This window comes from Bacillus sp. S10(2024) (assembly GCF_050473865.1).
GTDB lineage: Bacteria > Bacillota > Bacilli > Bacillales > Bacillaceae_G > Bacillus_A.
The window spans coordinates 4658733-4677304 of sequence record NZ_JBFLUR010000002.1; the positions used below are offsets into that span (position 1 = coordinate 4658733).

An 18572-nucleotide genomic window follows, 5' to 3' on the forward strand; every position below is an offset into this window, starting at 1 on the left:
GAACATAAGTTATGGATATTAATCTGTTTGATTTTCATTTACCAGAAGAACTCATTGCACAAGTGCCACTTGAAGAGCGGGAAACATCAAGATTAATGGTGTTAGATCGTGAAACGGGCGAGATTCAGCATAAACATTTCATGGATATTCTTTCTTATTTACATGAAGGGGATTGCTTAGTTTTAAATGAAACGAAAGTAATGCCTGCTCGTTTGCACGGTGTAAAAGAAGATACAGGTGCACATATTGAAGTGCTTTTATTAAAGCAAGAAGATGGGGATACTTGGGAGACACTTGTTAAACCAGCGAAACGTGTGAAAGAAGGAACGATTATTTCTTTTGGCGAAGGAAAGCTAAAAGCAACATGTATCGGAACTGGCGAACAAGGCGGACGTCATTTGGAATTTTCATATGACGGCATTTTCTATGAAATTTTAGATGAGCTTGGTGAAATGCCGCTCCCTCCGTATATTAAAGAAACACTTGAAGACCGTGACCGTTATCAGACGGTATTTGCACGTGAGGTTGGTTCAGCAGCAGCGCCAACAGCAGGACTTCATTTTACAGAAGAGCTGTTAGAAGAACTGAAGAAAAAAGGTATTCAGTTAGCGTTTATTACGCTTCATGTTGGTCTAGGGACATTTAGACCGGTTTCTGCAGATACAATTGAAGAACACCATATGCATGCGGAATATTATCATATGTCAGCGGAAACGGCAGACCTTTTAAATCGTGTGAAGCAAGAAGGTGGTCGTATTATTACTGTTGGAACAACATCAACGCGTACACTTGAAACGATTGCAACAGATAATAATGGTAAGATTTGCGCGGCTTCTGGCTGGACTGATATTTTTATGTATCCAGGATATGAATTTAAAGCAATTGATGGTTTAATTACAAACTTCCATTTGCCAAAATCAACTTTAATTATGCTTGTGAGTGCATTTGCAGGAAGAGAAAATGTTCTTCATGCCTACAATGAAGCGGTAAAAGAAAAATATCGTTTCTTTAGCTTCGGTGATGCGATGTTTGTTGCATCTCACTCTCAAGTAGAGAAGAAATAAAAAAGGAGTAAAGATATGACAGCAATACGTTATGAATTAATTAAAACATGTAAACAAACGGGCGCGCGTTTAGGTCGTGTTCATACACCGCACGGTTCATTTGAAACACCAATTTTTATGCCAGTTGGAACACTTGCGACAGTAAAAACAATGTCACCAGAAGAGCTAAAAGCGATGGATGCGGGTATTATTTTAAGTAATACGTATCATTTATGGCTTCGTCCTGGTCATGAAATTGTACGTGAGGCAGGCGGCTTACATAAATTTATGAACTGGGATCGTTCGATTTTAACAGATTCTGGCGGTTTCCAAGTATTTAGTTTAAGTGACTTCCGCCGTATTGAAGAGGAAGGTGTTCACTTCCGTAATCACTTAAATGGGGATAAATTATTCCTATCACCAGAAAAGGCAATGGAAATTCAAAATGCACTTGGTTCTGATATTATGATGGCATTTGATGAGTGTCCGCCGTTTCCGGCAACATTTGAGTATATGAAAAAATCAGTAGAGCGTACGAGCCGCTGGGCAGAACGTTGCTTAAAAGCACACCAGCGTCCAGAGGATCAAGGTCTATTTGGTATTGTACAGGGCGGAGAGTTTGAAGAACTTCGCCGTCAAAGTGCACGCGACCTTGTTTCAATGGATTTCCCAGGTTATGCGGTTGGTGGTTTATCTGTTGGAGAACCGAAAGACATTATGAACCGTGTGCTTGAATTTACAACACCGCTTCTTCCTGATAACAAGCCGCGTTATTTAATGGGTGTTGGATCACCAGATTCGTTAATTGACGGTGCAATCCGTGGTATCGATATGTTTGACTGTGTACTTCCAACTCGTATTGCACGAAATGGTACGTGTATGACAAGTGAAGGCCGTTTAGTTGTGAAAAATGCAAAATTTGCGAAAGACTTTGGTCCGCTTGATCCGAATTGCGATTGTTATACATGTAAAAACTATTCACGTGCGTACATTCGTCACTTAATGAAATGTGATGAAACATTCGGAATTCGTTTAACGTCTTACCACAACCTGCATTTTCTGTTAAACTTAATGGAGCAGGTGAGACAAGCCATTCGTGAAGACCGTCTTGGAGATTTCCGTGAGGAGTTCTTTGAACAATATGGCTTTAATAAACCGAATGCTAAAAACTTCTAATACATAATAATTGAGGAGGAATAAAAGATGAATCCAGGTATGATGAATATTGTCATGATCGTTGCGATGTTTGCGATTTTCTACTTCTTATTAATTCGTCCGCAACAAAAACGTCAAAAGGCTGTAGCGCAAATGCAAAGCGAACTGACAAAAGGTGATGTAATCGTAACAATTGGTGGCTTACACGGTACAATTGAATCTGTAAATGATACAACAATTGTGATTAAATCTGGTGGTTCACACCTTACATTTGATCGTAGCGCAATTCGTGAAGTTGTGAAAAACTAATGCAAAAGGTGCCCTAAAAGTATTACTTTTAGGACACCTTTTTTTAATAAACGTAAGTATTGCTAAATCAGTAAATAATAACGAGAATGAGAAAATATAATTTGCTTTTTCTAGTGGATTTTGACTTGTGAAATGTATCCCGCTATTCGTGGGCAGTAAGCCCCTCACCTCAAGGTTGAGAGAGAAACATTGTCCAGCTTCAGTGGCTAGAATGTTCGGTGGCTTCGCTTCTTCCTGCGAGGTAGAAAACACCTCTATGTCAGAAGCTCCATCCCCCTCACATTCTGAACGAGCCACTTCCGCATTTCTTTATTGTCCAGCTTCTATGTTTAATATGTTGTTCGCTTACCGATGTTGACTCCAAGTATGCCTCCAATTGTACTTGCTGCAATAATGATAAGTTGATATAGAAGTTGTGCGCTTGATAATGTCGATGAAAACCCTAAATAATTTACAAGAAATACGAGAATAGCAAATATGCCTCCAGTGGATCCACCAACAAACCATCCTTTTCCTTGTGCTTTTACTCCAGCAACAAATCCAGCGATTACTGTCGACACAATGGCAAGGATAAGAAGTGCGATGGATAAAGTCCCTTCATTTATGTTTGTAAATTTCAATAATAAAGCAATGATGATGCTTGCTAGGCAAGCGAAAATAAGTAAGGTAACGATGCCGAATCCAACTGCAATTGATAATTTTTTCGTTCCATCCATAGAGCATCTCTCCTTTCTAATACAAGCATATTTCCTCTTTTACTAAGTTAGACTAGTTTCTTTTTGTGCGGGGAAACTAATGGGTAGAAATTGCAATGAGAAAGGAAAGAGAAGATGGAACTACTTCAAATTGTCTTTCGAACAATTCTTTTATACAGTGTGATGTTAATTATTTTTCGGCTCATGGGAAAACGTGAAATTGGTGAATTAAGTGTTTTAGACTTAGTTGTGTTTATTATGCTTGGTGAAATGGCGGTTATTGCAATTGAAAATATGGATAAGGCAATTTGGCATCAACTCGTTCCGATGGTGCTGATTATGATTATTCAAATTGTGTTATCCTTTGTCTCACTAAAAAGTCAGCGTATGCGTCACATATTAGAAGGAGAACCAGCTATTATCGTACGTGAGGGAAAGATAGATGAAAAGCAAATGCGTAAGCAGCGATACAACATGGATGATTTACTTATGCAATTACGTGAGGAAAGTATCGGTGATATACGTGATGTCGAGTATGCGATTTTAGAGCCATCGGGAAGGTTATCAATATTTGAAAAACAAAAAAGTAAAAATGACACACCATTATTTTCACTTCCGCTTATTATTGATGGAGAGATTCAGAAAAAACATTTATACATGATGGAACATACTGATATATGGCTGAAGGATAAGTTAAAGAAATTAGGACATACCGATATTGAGAAGATTTCATATTGTAGTTTTCAAAATGGTCAGTTTTTTGTGGATTTAAAAGATGAGTAAATATACGATCCAAACAGGACTTCATGGAACTTTGTAGAATAGAAGAGGGAAAAGAAGTCTAATTTGGAGTGAATGATATGGGAGTCAGACTAGAAAAAGCAACAGTTTCTGACGCGGAATTGATTTACGCTATGCAAGTAGAGGCTTTTCTACCGTTATTGGAAACATACCAAGATTATAATACGAATCCGGCAAATGAGAAGCTTGATAGAGTCATTACAAGAATTAACAATCCGTACGGTGGATTTTATAAAATCATATACAATAAGGACGTTGTTGGTGCTGTGAGTATAGTTTGGAAAGAAGGGGCAACTGAATTTTGGATTAGTCCAATGTTCATTCTTCCGAAGTATCAAGGGAAGGGAATTGCCCAGAAAATAATATTGTTATTAGAAGAAATGTTCCCGCAAGCAACAAGTTGGGAATTAGCCACAATTTTAGAGGAAAAACGGAACTGTTATCTGTATGAAAAAATGGGTTTTGTACAGACTGGGGTAAGAAAAAGGTTGAACGAACATACAACGCTTGTTTATTATGAAAGACTGTAATAAATAAAAACAGCTATCGAATTAAAATCGATAGCTGTTTTTATTTAAAAAAGGAAAATTTACGAAGAATCGGGAGTCTTAGTAATTCTTCTTTTCGAATAATGCCAAAAAGGATTAATAGGAATACATATAGTGCGGAGGTAGATAGTACTTCCCATAATGTTTGCATGCCAAGTGAAGGAGAGAAGATTATGTGTTTATGTATGTAATAGCCCACGCCCCCAGCGATGATAATAGCAAGTAAACCATAAATATAATCTTTTATATAAATAGTAAACGTAATTTTTTTTAAGACAGTTGCATAGTGAAGTAAAGTAACTGTAACGATATTGGCTGCAATTGCAAGAGCGACGCCCATCATTTGAAACTGTGGTTGTGAGGCAAGAACGAAAATAACGAGTAATTTCACAATTGCCCCGATAAACGTATTCATCATAGCAGCTCGTGCTAAATTTAGAGCTTGTAATACAGATGTGAGTGGCCCCTGAAAATAGTGAAATAAAAAGCAAGGTGCAAGTACTTGAATGAAAAGTGTAGCACTATCGGAACCGTACATAAGCGTTAAAATGGGCGAAGTGAATACATATAAAATGACGACGGACCATCCCCCTGTAATAAGAGAGATGCGCAGAGCTTGTTGTAATCTATGCTCTACTAGACGGAGCTGTTTTTTTGCATTTGCTTCACTAATAGAGGGAACAAGTGCTGTAGAAAGAGCGTATGTAATAAAGGCCGGCAGAGACAAAAGTGGAAAGGCATACCCATTTAATATACCGTATTGCTGCGTTGCGATAGAAGCTGCAACTCCGGCAATTGCTAAACTTTGCATAACAACGATTGGTTCGAAAAAGTAAGAAATAGATCCAATTAAGCGGCTTCCCGTCGTAGGAAGTGCAATATCCATTAAAGAATAAAAGGTGCTTTTACTTTCTTTTACAGTACTTATAAAATGGGAATGAATGGCAAGGTGTTTTTCTCTTTGAAATAATGTTAATAAAAATAATAAAGAAGCGATTTCTCCAAGTACAGCTGAGAGCATGGCACCTGCTGCAGCATACTCGACTCCATATGGTAAAAAAAAGCGAATGCATACAGCAATAATCGTAATGCGAACGACTTGTTCTAGCACCTGTGCATAGGCGCTCGGTTTCATATTTTGTCTTCCTTGAAAGTAACCACGAAGTACAGAGGAAACGGCAATGACAGGTACAACTGGTAAAATAGCAATTAATGGATAGTAGGTTCGTTTATCAGTTAATAATGTTTCTGCTAATAAAGGAGCAAGAAGCATAATTCCAATTGTTAATAGAATACTAATGACTGAGGTAATAGCTAATGAAACGGTTAATATTTTTTTAACTTGTTGTTTATCGTGTGTAGCTTCTGCTTCGGCAATCAGTTTTGCAATGGCAACTGGAAGGCCGATTTGTGTAATGGTAATAGCTAATATAAATGTTGGAACAGCCATCATATATAGCCCAACGCCTTCTTCACCTAAAATGCGCGCCATTACAATACGGTTAATAAAGCCTAATATTTTTGTAATAAAACCAGCGAGCATTAAAATAAAAGCACCACGTAAAAAGGTTTGTTTCGTCATCGTTTTCTCCTACCTTCTCAAAATCAGTGGAATGATTTACAATAATTTATATGCATGAATAAGATAAGCATGACAAGCTTTTGAAATGAGGAACGTGAGATCAGAAGGAGATGAGCTAGAAATGGCTGAGAAAGAGGCATTAGTAGAAGCGTATCGAGAGCAATTACAAATCGTTTTGGACAGTAAGGTGGAAGAGTTTCAAATGCTCGGCTATGATCGTGTTACACTAGAAGATGTATGGAAGTGTTTAAAGGATAGAAAGTGGAAAAAAGTAGGGCGCGATGTCAGATTGTATGAGCTTGTAAATGATGTGCTAACGTTAACAGCTAACGATTATATGACATATTTAACGATGAAGGCATATCAAGCACCGCTTTGGTCGTTTGAAGAATATGAAAATAAATAATAAGGTTGTAATTGGTTTGTTCTTCCTCTTGCAGTATAATAGTGAGTATTGATAAAGAGGTAATTTTGGAACAAGCGCTTTTGTTCAAAGGAGGAACAAGAAACATATGGCAAAGCGAAGCAGCAGAATCGTTGCCTTTTTCCTCGTTGTGTTATTAATTGGAGGAATCATTGGAGCAACGACAAAAAACATTACAAAAGGAATTAATCTCGGACTTGATCTTCGAGGCGGCTTTGAAATTTTATATGAAGTAAAGCCAGCGAAAAAAGGGGATAAAGTTACAAGGGATACTCTTGTGAGTACGGTTGGTGCACTCGAAAAACGTGTAAACGTTCTTGGTGTAAGCGAACCGAATATCCAAATTGAAGGAAATGATCGCATTCGTGTGCAGCTTGCTGGCATTAAAGATCAACAGCAAGCGCGAGATGTATTATCAACGCAAGCGAAATTAACGTTCCGTGATGTAAATGATAACATCCTTATGGACGGTGCGGACTTAGCAACGAACGGTGCAAAGCAAACGTTCGATGAGCAAGGTCGACCAAGTGTTGGCTTAAAGTTAAAGAGTGCTGATAAATTCCGTCAAGTGACTGAGAAAGTATTAAACATGAAGCCGAACAACTTAATGGTAATTTGGCTTGACTTTGAAGAAGGAAAAGATTCTTACAAGGCAGAAGCAGCGAAGCCAAAACCGAAATATTTATCAGCAGCTACTGTGAGTCAAGTATTTAATCAAGCGGAAGTATCTATTGTTGGTGGAAACTTTACAGTAGAGAGCGCAAAACAACTTTCAGAGTTGTTAAATGCCGGAGCACTTCCTGTTGATTTAAAAGAAATATACTCTACTTCGGTTGGAGCGAAATTTGGTGAGCAAGCACTGCAAAAAACAATTTTTGCTAGTGCAATCGGTATAGCGCTTATTTTCTTATTTATGCTTGTATTCTATCGTCTACCTGGTCTTGTAGCGATAATTATGCTTGGTTTATATATTTACATAACGTTACTCGTATTCAATTGGATGCACGCGGTTCTTACATTGCCGGGTATAGCAGCACTCGTGCTCGGGGTCGGGATTGCGGTTGATGCAAACGTTATTACATATGAAAGGCTGAAAGAAGAACTGCGCATAGGAAAATCGATGCTATCGGCATATCGTGCAGGTAATCAGCGTTCATTATCAACCATTCTAGATGCAAATGTTACAACACTTGCAGCAGCAGGAGTATTGTTTGCGTATGGTACAAGTTCTGTTAGAGGATTTGCGACAAGTTTAATTGTAAGTATTTTAGTTGGCTTTATCACAAACGTATATGGTACACGTTTCTTACTTGGCTTACTTGTGAAGAGCCGTTACTTTGATAAAAAATATGCTTACTTTGGTGTAAAACCGAAGGAAGTTATTCCGCTATCAAAAGGTGTAGAACACGCACCAACGAAATTTGACCGTATTAACTTTGTTAGTATCGGACATAAATTCTTCTGGTTCTCAGTTGTTGTCATGATTGCGGGTGCGATTATTTTACCGATTTTCAAATTGAATTTAGGCATTGATTTTGAAAGTGGTACGCGCATGGATATTAAAACAAATCAAGCGATAACGGTATCACAAGTACAAAAAGAGTTGCATGATTTGAAAGTAGATGTGAAGCAAGAAGATATCGTGCCAACAGGTAATGATAATAAAGGATTTGCTGTTCGTACAATTGGTGTACTATCAAAAGATGATATTTCGAAAGTAAAAACAGCCTTCCACGATAAATATGGTACAGAACCAAACGTAAGTACAGTTTCTCCGACAATTGGGAAAGAAATTGCGCGAAATGCACTTATAGCTGTGTTGATTGCATCAGCTGTTATCATTTTATATGTGAGCATTCGCTTCCGCTTCACATATGCATTATCAGCAGTATTAGCGCTTCTGCACGATGCATTCTTTATTATTGTTGTGTTTAGTCTACTTCATTTAGAAGTTGATCTTACGTTTATCGCAGCGGTGTTAACAATTATCGGTTATTCTATTAACGATTCGATTGTTACGTTTGACCGAAATCGTGAGTTATACAAACAGAAGCAAAAAATTCGCACATTAAGCGATTTAGAAGAGATTGTGAATGCGAGTATTCGCCAAACAATCGGTCGTTCTATTAATACGGTTATGACGGTGTTACTGCCTGTTATTACATTGTTAATTTTCGGCAGTGAGTCATTACGTAACTTCTCAATTGCATTATTTGTTGGTTTAATTGTTGGTACTTACTCTTCTGTTTTCGTTGCATCCCAAATTTGGTTGATGCTTGAAAACCGCCGTTTGAAAAAAGGAAAAGGTCAGAAGAAAGTAGAAGTAAAGACATCTGAACCGCAAGTATAAGAAAAAATCATGTGAATTTGAATGAAAAGAGATGCCTCTTTGCAGGCATTTCTTTTTTTGTTCTGGGATAGAATAAAGTGAAGGTTAGTACGGGACTTTATCCCTCGCTGATGGAAAGTCCGCCCAATCGGACTTTTACGGACAGTTATCCATCATCTATCTTCTTTAGAAAAGCGGAAGTGGCTCGTTCAGAATCGCAGGACGCCCACGTCCCTGACAGGGAGGTGTTTTTTGCCTCGTTCGAGGCGAGGGTCTTACTGTCCGCGAATAGCGGGATAAAGTGTACGTTGATGAAAGAAAGGGTTTCGATTATGGAAAAAGATGAACGTTTTAAACAAGCAGAATTTGGGGCAATTGTTGGAATTGTCGGCAATATTGTGCTTGCGATTGTCAAAGCTGTTATTGGATATATTGGAAATAGTAAAGCACTTATGGCGGATGCAGTTCATTCTGGTTCGGATGTTATCGGCTCATTAGCAGTCTTTTTTGGACTCCGCGCAGCGAAGCAACCGCCTGATGAGGATCATCCATATGGACACGGAAAAGCTGAATCTATTTCTGCAATCATTGTAGCTGTTCTTTTGTTTATTGTCGGAATTGAAATTGTTATTTCTTCTGTTAAAGCTTTTACACAAGTGCTTGAGCCTCCGCGCTGGATTACTGTGATTGCTGTACTTCTTTCGATTGTTGTGAAAGAAGGGATGTTTCGTTATAAATATAAGTTAGGCAAAAGGATAAATAGTGATGCAATTATTGCAAACGCGTATGAGCATCGTTCGGATGTGTTTTCATCAATTGCGGCTTTAATTGGTATTGGGGCAGCAATTATAGGGGATAAATTTGGGATGGAGTGGCTTGTATATGCCGATCCAGCTGCCGGTTTATTTGTATCTTTACTCGTTATAAAAATGGCTTGGGATATCGGCAAAGAAGCGATTCATACAACACTGGATCATGTGCTTCATGAGGAAGATATTATTCCGATGAGAGAAGCGGTTATGCAAGTAGAAGGAATTAAGAAAATAGGTTCGCTATATGCAAGAGAGCATGGGCATTATGTCATCGTCGATATTAAAGTGTCTGTTGATCCATACATTACGGTAGAAGAAGGACATCGTATTGGTAAACGTGTGAAAGAGGTGCTCATGCAGCAAGATCATGTACAAAATGTTTTTGTTCACATAAATCCCTATTCTCCTGACTAATGAAAACTTGTAAGCGCCAATTGGTTAATCAAACCTCATTGTCACCCCTTAATCTGTCTAGTATAATAGACAGGTTAAGGGGTGATTTCGTGTTACAACCGAAGACGCGTTGGAAAGAAAAGGATAATAATGAGGAACTTGTAGAACAATTGGCAAATAAACTTCAATTGTCATCTCTTGTTACTTCGTTATTATTAAATAGAGGTTTAGATACAGAAGAAAAGATTGTGGATTTTTTAAATACAGAGCAGCAAGAATTTCACGATCCTTTTTTACTTGAAGGTATGGATCGTACTGTAGAGCGCGTTCGCGAAGCGATTCAAAACGGTGAACAAATTTTAATTTTCGGTGACTATGATGCGGACGGTGTTAGTAGTACAACCGTTTTATTCTTAGCATTACAAGAAATCGGAGCGGATGTAGAGTTTTATATTCCAAACCGATTTACAGAAGGATATGGACCGAATGAAGAAGCGTTTCGCTGGGCGCATCGCGCTGGTTTCTCGCTTATTATTACAGTTGATACAGGGATCGCAGCTGTTCATGAGGCGCAAGTTGCGAAGGAGCTTGGTATTGATTTAATTATTACTGATCATCATGAGCCTCCGCCAGAATTGCCGGAAGCTTTGGCTATCATTCATCCGAAGTTAGATGGCGGTATATATCCATTTCACTATTTAGCAGGTGTTGGTGTGGCGTTTAAAGTTGCTCATGCTTTGCTTGGTAGTGTACCAGAACATTTATTAGAAATTGCTGTTATTGGTACAGTAGCCGATTTAGTGTCTCTTAATGGTGAAAACCGTCTACTTGTACAGCGTGGATTGAAAAAAATGCGAACAACGCAGCGAATAGGTTTACAAGCGCTGTTCAAAGTTGCTAATATTTCGCAAGGTGAAATTACAGAAGAAAGTGTAGGGTTTGCAATTGGACCACGCATTAACGCGGTTGGACGATTAGAAGATGCTGCCCCAGCTGTTCATTTATTATTATCAGAAGACGTAGAAGAAGCAAAAGAACTTGCACAAGAAATTGATGAACTAAACAAATTACGAAAAGACATTGTAAAGCAAATTACAGAAGAAGCGATTGCAGAAGTAGAAGCACATTATCCACCAAAAGAGAATACAGTATTAGTTTTAGCAAAAGAAGGATGGAATCCCGGTGTAATTGGGATTGTTGCTTCGAAGCTCGTAGATCGTTTTTACAGGCCGACAATTGTCTTAAGTATTGATCCTGAAAAAGGCACAGCAAAAGGTTCAGCTCGTAGTATTGAAGGTTTTGATTTATATTCGAATTTATCAGATTGTCGTGATATTTTACCGCATTTTGGTGGGCATCCAATGGCGGCTGGTATGACTCTTAATATAGAGGATGTTGATGAACTGCGCCGCCGTCTAAACGAGCAAGCTGCTGCATTGTTATCAGATGAAGATTTTATTCCTGTCACTACGGTAGATGTAGTATGTAAAGTGGAAGATGTCACGCTGGATGCAATCGAAGAAATGCAAAAGCTTGCTCCGTTCGGTGTCGGGAATCCAAAACCGCGCGTCGCTGTGAAAGATGCAAGTCTAGAAAGTATTCGTGCCATTGGTTCTGATGGCTCACATTTAAAAATGACACTTCGCGATGGACCAGCAACATTAGATAGTATTGGCTTTGGTTTCGGAGCATTTGCAAAAGAAATTTCTCCTGTAGCGAAAGTATCAATCGTTGGAGAAGCTTCTATTAATGAATGGAATAATTTCCGTAAACCACAAATTATGGTTCAAGACATTGCTGTAGAAGCTTGGCAATTATTTGATTGGCGTAGCATGCGTAATGTAGAAACGAATTTAGCAGATCTTTCGCGTGATAAACTGACAATCGTGTATTTTAAGGAAGAAGCATTGCAAAAGTTTTCGTTAGAAGCATATAAAGATTACGCAATACAGGCTAAAGATGTGACAACATTAGAAGATCGCTACGTTGTTATTCTTGATTTACCGGATGCGACAGAAGATTTAAAGCACATATGTGAAAAAGGATTTCCAGCCCGCATTTATACGGTTTTTTATCAAGAAAATAATCATTTGTTTAGTACAGTTCCAACGAGAGAACACTTTAAATGGTACTTTTCATTCCTGCATCAAAAAGCACCGTTCTCGCTTCGTCAATACGGAGAGCAGCTTTGCCGTCATAAGGGCTGGTCAAAAGATACAGTAAATTTCATGACACAGGTGTTTTTTGAGTTAGAATTTGTTACAATAAAAGACGGTGTCATTTTTATGACAGAAGAAATGAAAAAGCGTGATTTAACCGAATCAAACACGTATCGTGAGAAAATAAACCAATTACAATTAGAAAAGGAACTGGTTTATAGCACATATCAGCAGTTATATGCATGGTTTGAAACGCTTCGTAACCATAAAGAAGTAGAACAGTTAGGATAAAGGACTTGTATTTACAACGCTTTTTATATTCGAGGAGGATTCATAAATATGGATTTCAAGCAACATATTGCAATCGTACCAGATTATCCGAAAGAAGGTATTGTCTTTAAAGACATCACACCTTTAATGAACGATGGAAAAGCATATAAAGCAGCAACAGATGCAATCGTTGCATATGCAAAAGAAAGAAATATCGACCTAGTAGTAGGACCAGAAGCACGTGGTTTTATTATTGGATGTCCAGTTTCTTACGCATTAGAAGTAGGCTTTGCACCAGTTCGTAAATTAGGTAAATTACCACGCGAAGTAATCACAGTAGATTACGGTAAAGAGTATGGTAAAGATGTGTTAACAATTCATAAAGATGCAATCAAACCAGGTCAACGCGTATTAATTACAGATGACTTATTAGCTACAGGTGGAACAATTGAAGCAACAATTAAGCTAGTAGAAGAACTTGGCGGTGTTGTGGCAGGTATCGCATTTTTAGTAGAGCTTACTTACTTAGATGGCCGTAAAATGTTAGATGGCTATGATGTGTTAGTGTTAGAACAATATTAATTGTAAACAGGGCGACATGCGGAGTACCCGTGAATCTCTTTGAGAGGATCGGGTATTTTTATATATGTATCGAAAAAAGTAAAGTGAAATGTCAGTAAAATCTTTTCCTTTTCACAATTCACAATCATTACGTTATAATGGTAAGATAAAAATTATTCTAATTGGCAAGGAAAGAGATTATGAATCTTTAATAAAAGGTGATTAGATGGCGAATGAACAAGTACTAACAGCTGAGCAGGTACTGGAGAAAGCAGGGCAATATTTACACGATGATGATATCGATCTTGTGGCGCGCGCTTATGAATTTGCACGTGCGGCACATAGCGAGCAATACCGAAAATCAGGTGAACCGTATATTATCCATCCTATTCAAGTAGCAGGAATTTTAGTGGACTTACACATGGATCCATCTACTGTATCTGCGGGGTTTTTACATGATGTAGTAGAAGATACAGATGTAACATTAGAAGACATTGAACGTGAATTTACAAAAGAGATTGCGATGCTTGTTGATGGTGTAACGAAGCTCGGGAAAATTAAATACAAATCTCATGAACAGCAGCAGGCGGAAAATCATCGAAAAATGTTTATCGCAATGGCGCAAGATATTCGTGTTATTTTAATTAAGCTTGCAGACCGACTTCACAACATGCGAACATTGAAACATTTACCACAAGAAAAGCAGCGCCGCATTGCAAATGAAACATTAGAAATTTTCGCTCCATTAGCACACAGGCTCGGAATTAATACGATTAAGTGGGAACTAGAAGATACATCGCTTCGTTACTTAAATCCGCAGCAATATTACCGTATTGTCAACTTAATGAAACGTAAACGTGCAGAGCGCGAAGAATATTTGGATGAAGTTATGATGGAAATTCGTGACAAATTAAAAGAAGTCGCGATTCAACCAGAAATTTCTGGTCGTCCAAAGCATATTTATAGCATTTATCGAAAAATGGCAATGCAAAATAAACAATTCAATGAAATTTACGATTTGTTAGCTGTTCGTGTTGTCGTAAATAGTATTAAAGATTGCTATGCCGTTTTAGGTATTATTCATACGTGCTGGAAGCCAATGCCGGGGCGTTTTAAAGATTATATCGCAATGCCAAAAGCGAACTTATATCAGTCGCTGCATACGACAGTAATTGGACCGAAAGGCGATCCGCTTGAAGTGCAAATTCGTACGAAAGAAATGCATGAAATTGCCGAATTCGGAATTGCGGCCCACTGGGCATATAAAGAAGGAAAAACGGCTGAAACAACAGGTACACTTGAGAAAAAACTAACATGGTTCCGTCAAATTTTAGAATGGCAAAATGAAGCCTCCAATGCAGAAGAATTTATGGAATCATTAAAAATTGATTTATTCTCTGATATGGTGTTTGTCTTTACACCAAAAGGCGATGTCATGGAATTGCCGCTTGGCTCTGTACCGATTGACTTTGCTTACCGCGTTCACTCTGAAATCGGGAATAAAACGATTGGTGCAAAAGTAAACGGTAAAATGGTCACTTTAGATTATAAGTTAAAAACAGGTGACATCATTGAAATTTTAACGTCTAAACACTCGTATGGCCCGAGTCAGGACTGGGTGAAATTAGCGCAAACATCCCATGCGAAAAATAAAATTCGTCAATTTTTCAAAAAGCAACGCCGCGATGAGAATATTGAAAAAGGCCGCGAGCTTGTTGAAAAAGAGGTGCGAGGCCTTGAGTATGAGATGAAAGAAGTGTTAGCATCTGATAATTTAAAGCGCGTTGCTGAGAAGTTTAATTTTGCAAATGAAGAAGATATGTTTGCAGCTGTTGGATATAACGGAATTACTGCATCGCAAATTGTGACGCGCTTAACAGATAAATTTCGTAAGCAACGTGAAGAAGATTTAACAGAAGTAAAAGAAGTTCGAAAACCAATGAAAATTCGTAAATGGGATTCTGGTGTAAAAGTAAGCGGTGCAGATAATTTACTTATCCGTTTATCGAAGTGCTGTAATCCAGTTCCGGGCGACGATATCATTGGTTATATTACAAAAGGTCGCGGTGTCTCGATTCACCGTACAGACTGTGTAAATATTCATACAGAAGAAGCGCAGGCAAGACTGTTAGAAGTAGAGTGGGAAGGCAGCCCAGAAAAAGAAATTGAATACAATGTTGATATTGAAATTTCAGGGTATGATCGCCGCGGTCTACTAAATGAAGTACTGCAAGCTGTAACGGAAACGAAAACATATATTTCAGCTGTTTCAGGAAGAAGTGATCGCAACAAAATGGCGACGATTCATATGTCTATTTCAATTCGTAACTTACAGCATTTGAAAAAAGTTGTCGAGCGCATTAAGCGGGTTCCAGAAATTTATGCAGTGCGCCGCATGATGCATTAATAGGGAGTGAAGTGAAATGAGAGTTGTCTTACAACGATCAAAAGAAGCATCTGTAACGGTAAAAGGTGAAGTTGTAGGGCAAATTCCTTTCGGCTTAACACTATTAGTTGGAATCGCCCATGAAGATACAGAAAAAGATGCAACATATATCGCTGAAAAAATTGCAAACTTACGCATTTTTGAAGATGAAAACGAAAAAATGAACCATTCTGTATTAGATGTTGGTGGACAAGTTCTTTCCATTTCTCAGTTCACGTTATATGGAGATTGCCGAAAAGGAAGAAGGCCAAACTTTATGGATGCAGCAAAACCTGACTACGCAGAGCGCTTATATGAATTCTTTAACGAAGAACTTCGCAAACAAGGACTGCATGTAGAAACAGGGCAGTTCGGAGCAATGATGGACGTTCAGCTTGTTAATGATGGTCCAGTGACATTGATTGTAGAGAGTAAATAATGATGGTCGAAGAGAGGAGATGTGTTCTCCTCTCTTTTTTGATTTGTTTAAAACATATGCATAACGTTTCTGTTGATTGTTAGAACGATTGTTTCATTCTTGAACATAGTAAAAAAATATAATATATCTATCCCTGTTTGTATAGCGCATCACGATCAGGATACTATTATGAGAACCAAAAAGGACTAGTTATAGGTAAAAATAAGGAATGATATTTCCAGTTATTATTGTTATGGATTAAATTATATAGAAGGTGCTCGATATTATGCAGTATTCATACAAGGAATTTTTGCCAAATTTATTAGCACAGATTAAGGAGATAGAACAATCTTTAAAAGAGCCTATTGCATTATTGTTAAAAAAATATAAACCCGTTTTCGCAGAAAAAAATATAGATTTTGATGTAGGACTTGAGATAGAGGGAGAAAATCATTTTACTCCTGGATACAATTCTGCTGTTGTTATGGCAATATCGGAAGAAGATGAGTTACTTGGTGTATATATAGTGACAATTTGGAAATGTGAACGAACGTGGCTTGGTTTACCTGTTTCTAAGAATATACCTGGATGCAGAATTATGGGAGATTTAGTAAAGGAATCAGTAGAAGAAATTTTATTAGAGCTAACAGAACATATTGAAGAAATATGGAAAGATGATGCGATTGAAGGTAAGTTATAGTATGTGTGTAGTGTGATTGTTAGGCGAAAAGAACTTTATCAGATGATCCCTCTTAGTAACAACGTATAACCCTTACATCAATATGGAACACTATTCATTAGAATTCCACTACCGAATGTGAGGGATATAAGTATGCGTATGAATGAAAAGGGAAACTCTGCTACTAACGGAGCAAACCAATTGTTTAATGTGAATTTTCATGAGTTTATTTCAAAAGAACAGCAAAATACATCGCTAGAACTTGCTTCTGAATTTGGGATTTCTTTAAAAGATGTAAAAACGTTAAAGAAGCACCTCGGACGTTCTTGAGAATCTTGACAATAATTGTGAATAATCGTATAGTAGTAAACAAATTCATTTTTTACAGTTACATATGGTATAAACCGATGATAGAGAAGAGTAGATAAGAGACACATGAAAAGAGAGGAAATGTCTAAGGCTGAAAACATTTCTGCATGATGACTAATCGAATGACACTCTGTAGGTTTCGTCTTGAACAGCATAGTGCTTAGTAGAGGTCGAACGCAATTTAAGCGTTATTAAAAAAGTGGAAGCATACGTGCTTCAATTAGGGTGGCACCACGGGTATTATACTCTCGTCCCTACTGTACAATCAGTAGAGGCGGGAGTTTTTTTATTTTTATTACTATTGAGAAAATGAGGAGGAACTGAATATGTCTATTCAAATCCCGCGCGGAACGCAAGATATCCTTCCTGGTACTGTGGAATTATGGCAGTATATTGAAGGGCAAGCACGTGAAATTTGTCGTCGTTACAACTATAAAGAAATTCGTACACCAATTTTTGAGCATACAGAATTATTTTTACGCGGTGTTGGAGATACGACAGATATCGTACAAAAAGAAATGTACACATTCGAAGATCGCGGGGAGCGTAGTTTAACACTTCGTCCAGAAGGAACAGCTCCAGTTGTACGTTCTTATGTAGAAAATAAAATGTTCGGTGATGCGACGCAGCCGACAAAATTATATTATATCGGACAGATGTTCCGTTATGAAAGACCACAAGCTGGACGTTATCGTCAATTTGTTCAGTTTGGTATTGAAGCGATTGGTAGTAATGACCCAGCAATTGACGCAGAAGTGATTGCGCTTGCTGTTGAGTTTTACCGCGGCATGGGCCTAAAAAATATTAAAGTTGTGTTAAATAGCTTAGGTGATGCAGCGAGCCGTAAAGCACATCGCGATGCGTTAATTGCACACTTTGAGCCTCGTATTGGTGAGTTTTGTTCAGATTGCCAATCTCGTTTAGAGAAAAATCCACTTCGTATTTTGGATTGTAAAAAAGATCGCAATCATGAATTGATGAGCACGGCACCATCGATTACAGAATACTTAAACGAAGAGTCAAGTGCGTACTATGAAAAAGTACAAGAATTATTAACAATGATGGGTATTCCATTTGAGAAAGATCCAAACCTTGTGCGCGGCTTAGACTATTATCAGCACACTGTATTTGAAATTATGAGCGAAGCAGAAGGTTTTGGTGCGATTACAACATTAAGCGGCGGCGGCCGATACAACGGACTTGTACAAGAAATCGGTGGCCCAGAAATGCCTGGTATTGGTTTTGCGATGAGTATTGAACGTTTAATTATGGCGTTAAAAGCTGAGAATATTGAATTACCAATTGTTCATAACATTGATTGTTATGTTGTAGCGCTTGGTGAAAAGGCGAAAGATCATGCTGCAAAAATTGTCTTTGACCTTCGTAAGGCTGGATTAGCGGTTGAGAAAGATTACTTAGATCGTAAAATGAAGGCACAGTTTAAATCAGCGGATCGTCTAAGTGCAAAATTTGTAGCTGTATTAGGTGATGATGAATTAGAAAAAGGCATTATCAACTTAAAAGATATGGCAACAGGCGAACAAGAAGAAGTTGCATTAGATGTATTTGCTTCTTACGTAGCAGAAAAGTCACTATAGGG

At 38.0% G+C, this 18572-nt stretch carries 17 protein-coding genes and 1 other annotated feature; of the genes, 15 read left to right on the forward strand and 2 right to left on the reverse strand.

Features of this window, described 5'->3' with window-relative positions; genetic code table 11:
• The first annotated feature begins 11 nt into the window (after window positions 1–11).
• Genes queA through yajC form a run of 3 tightly spaced genes read left to right on the forward strand, consistent with a single transcriptional unit; the run spans window position 12 to window position 2507 of the window.
• On the forward strand, window positions 12–1064 hold the full coding sequence (queA, locus tag AB1280_RS23690) for a tRNA preQ1(34) S-adenosylmethionine ribosyltransferase-isomerase QueA (RefSeq protein WP_429757207.1): 1053 nt from the start codon (window positions 12–14) through the stop codon (window positions 1062–1064).
• A 15-nt stretch (window positions 1065–1079) separates the two neighbouring features.
• On the forward strand, window positions 1080–2219 hold the full coding sequence (tgt, locus tag AB1280_RS23695; RefSeq protein ID WP_272186697.1) for a tRNA guanosine(34) transglycosylase Tgt: 1140 nt from the start codon (window positions 1080–1082) through the stop codon (window positions 2217–2219).
• A 27-nt stretch (window positions 2220–2246) separates the two neighbouring features.
• The gene (yajC, locus tag AB1280_RS23700; protein ID WP_272186698.1) at window positions 2247–2507 is read left to right on the forward strand and encodes a preprotein translocase subunit YajC; all 261 of its coding nucleotides are present in this window, start codon (window positions 2247–2249) and stop codon (window positions 2505–2507) included.
• Window positions 2508–2836: 329 nt separating this feature from the next.
• Here the strand turns inward: yajC and AB1280_RS23705 are convergent, their stop codons facing one another.
• Window positions 2837–3223 (reverse strand): TIGR04086 family membrane protein, encoded by a 387-nt coding sequence (locus AB1280_RS23705; protein WP_272186699.1) that lies wholly within the window; start codon window positions 3221–3223, stop codon window positions 2837–2839.
• A gap of 114 nt (window positions 3224–3337) precedes the next feature.
• On the opposite strand from AB1280_RS23705, the gene AB1280_RS23710 reads away from it, so the two are divergent.
• Both AB1280_RS23710 and AB1280_RS23715 read left to right on the forward strand, forming a co-directional pair.
• Complete coding sequence (locus tag AB1280_RS23710) at window positions 3338–3985, forward strand: DUF421 domain-containing protein (RefSeq protein WP_429757208.1); 648 nt, start codon at window positions 3338–3340, stop codon at window positions 3983–3985.
• Window positions 3986–4062: 77 nt separating this feature from the next.
• The gene (locus AB1280_RS23715; RefSeq protein ID WP_429757209.1) at window positions 4063–4533 is read left to right on the forward strand and encodes a GNAT family N-acetyltransferase; all 471 of its coding nucleotides are present in this window, start codon (window positions 4063–4065) and stop codon (window positions 4531–4533) included.
• Between the two features lie 40 nt (window positions 4534–4573).
• Here the strand turns inward: AB1280_RS23715 and spoVB are convergent, their stop codons facing one another.
• On the reverse strand, window positions 4574–6133 hold the full coding sequence (gene spoVB / locus AB1280_RS23720; RefSeq protein WP_429757210.1) for a stage V sporulation protein B: 1560 nt from the start codon (window positions 6131–6133) through the stop codon (window positions 4574–4576).
• Between the two features lie 121 nt (window positions 6134–6254).
• Here spoVB and AB1280_RS23725 point away from each other — a divergent pair, with 121 nt between their 5' ends.
• The 10 genes from AB1280_RS23725 (at window position 6255) to hisS (ending at window position 18570) form a co-directional block, all read left to right on the forward strand.
• On the forward strand, window positions 6255–6539 hold the full coding sequence (locus tag AB1280_RS23725; protein WP_272186993.1) for a post-transcriptional regulator: 285 nt from the start codon (window positions 6255–6257) through the stop codon (window positions 6537–6539).
• A gap of 106 nt (window positions 6540–6645) precedes the next feature.
• Window positions 6646–8907: a protein translocase subunit SecDF gene (secDF, locus tag AB1280_RS23730; protein ID WP_272186703.1), complete on the forward strand. Its 2262-nt coding sequence runs from the start codon at window positions 6646–6648 to the stop codon at window positions 8905–8907.
• A 311-nt stretch (window positions 8908–9218) separates the two neighbouring features.
• A complete protein-coding gene (locus tag AB1280_RS23735; RefSeq protein WP_272186704.1) occupies window positions 9219–10112 on the forward strand; it encodes a cation diffusion facilitator family transporter in 894 nt (297 codons plus the stop codon).
• Window positions 10113–10201: 89 nt separating this feature from the next.
• Complete coding sequence (gene recJ / locus AB1280_RS23740) at window positions 10202–12541, forward strand: single-stranded-DNA-specific exonuclease RecJ (protein ID WP_429757211.1); 2340 nt, start codon at window positions 10202–10204, stop codon at window positions 12539–12541.
• 48 nt (window positions 12542–12589) lie between these two features.
• Window positions 12590–13102, forward strand: coding sequence for an adenine phosphoribosyltransferase (locus AB1280_RS23745; protein WP_272186706.1), 513 nt, complete (start codon window positions 12590–12592; stop codon window positions 13100–13102).
• Window positions 13103–13307: 205 nt separating this feature from the next.
• Entirely contained in the window at window positions 13308–15488 is a 2181-nt protein-coding gene (gene relA, locus AB1280_RS23750; RefSeq protein WP_272186707.1) for a GTP diphosphokinase, read from the forward strand.
• A 16-nt stretch (window positions 15489–15504) separates the two neighbouring features.
• Window positions 15505–15945, forward strand: coding sequence for a D-aminoacyl-tRNA deacylase (gene dtd / locus AB1280_RS23755; RefSeq protein WP_272186708.1), 441 nt, complete (start codon window positions 15505–15507; stop codon window positions 15943–15945).
• 265 nt (window positions 15946–16210) lie between these two features.
• On the forward strand, window positions 16211–16624 hold the full coding sequence (locus AB1280_RS23760) for a hypothetical protein (protein ID WP_429757212.1): 414 nt from the start codon (window positions 16211–16213) through the stop codon (window positions 16622–16624).
• Window positions 16625–16756: 132 nt separating this feature from the next.
• Window positions 16757–16933, forward strand: a complete 177-nt coding sequence (locus AB1280_RS23765; RefSeq protein WP_020060835.1) for a hypothetical protein — start codon at window positions 16757–16759, stop codon at window positions 16931–16933.
• A 68-nt stretch (window positions 16934–17001) separates the two neighbouring features.
• Window positions 17002–17231: a binding site (T-box leader), on the forward strand.
• Between the two features lie 67 nt (window positions 17232–17298).
• Window positions 17299–18570 (forward strand): histidine--tRNA ligase, encoded by a 1272-nt coding sequence (gene hisS / locus AB1280_RS23770; protein ID WP_429757213.1) that lies wholly within the window; start codon window positions 17299–17301, stop codon window positions 18568–18570.
• Window positions 18571–18572: the final 2 nt, after the last annotated feature.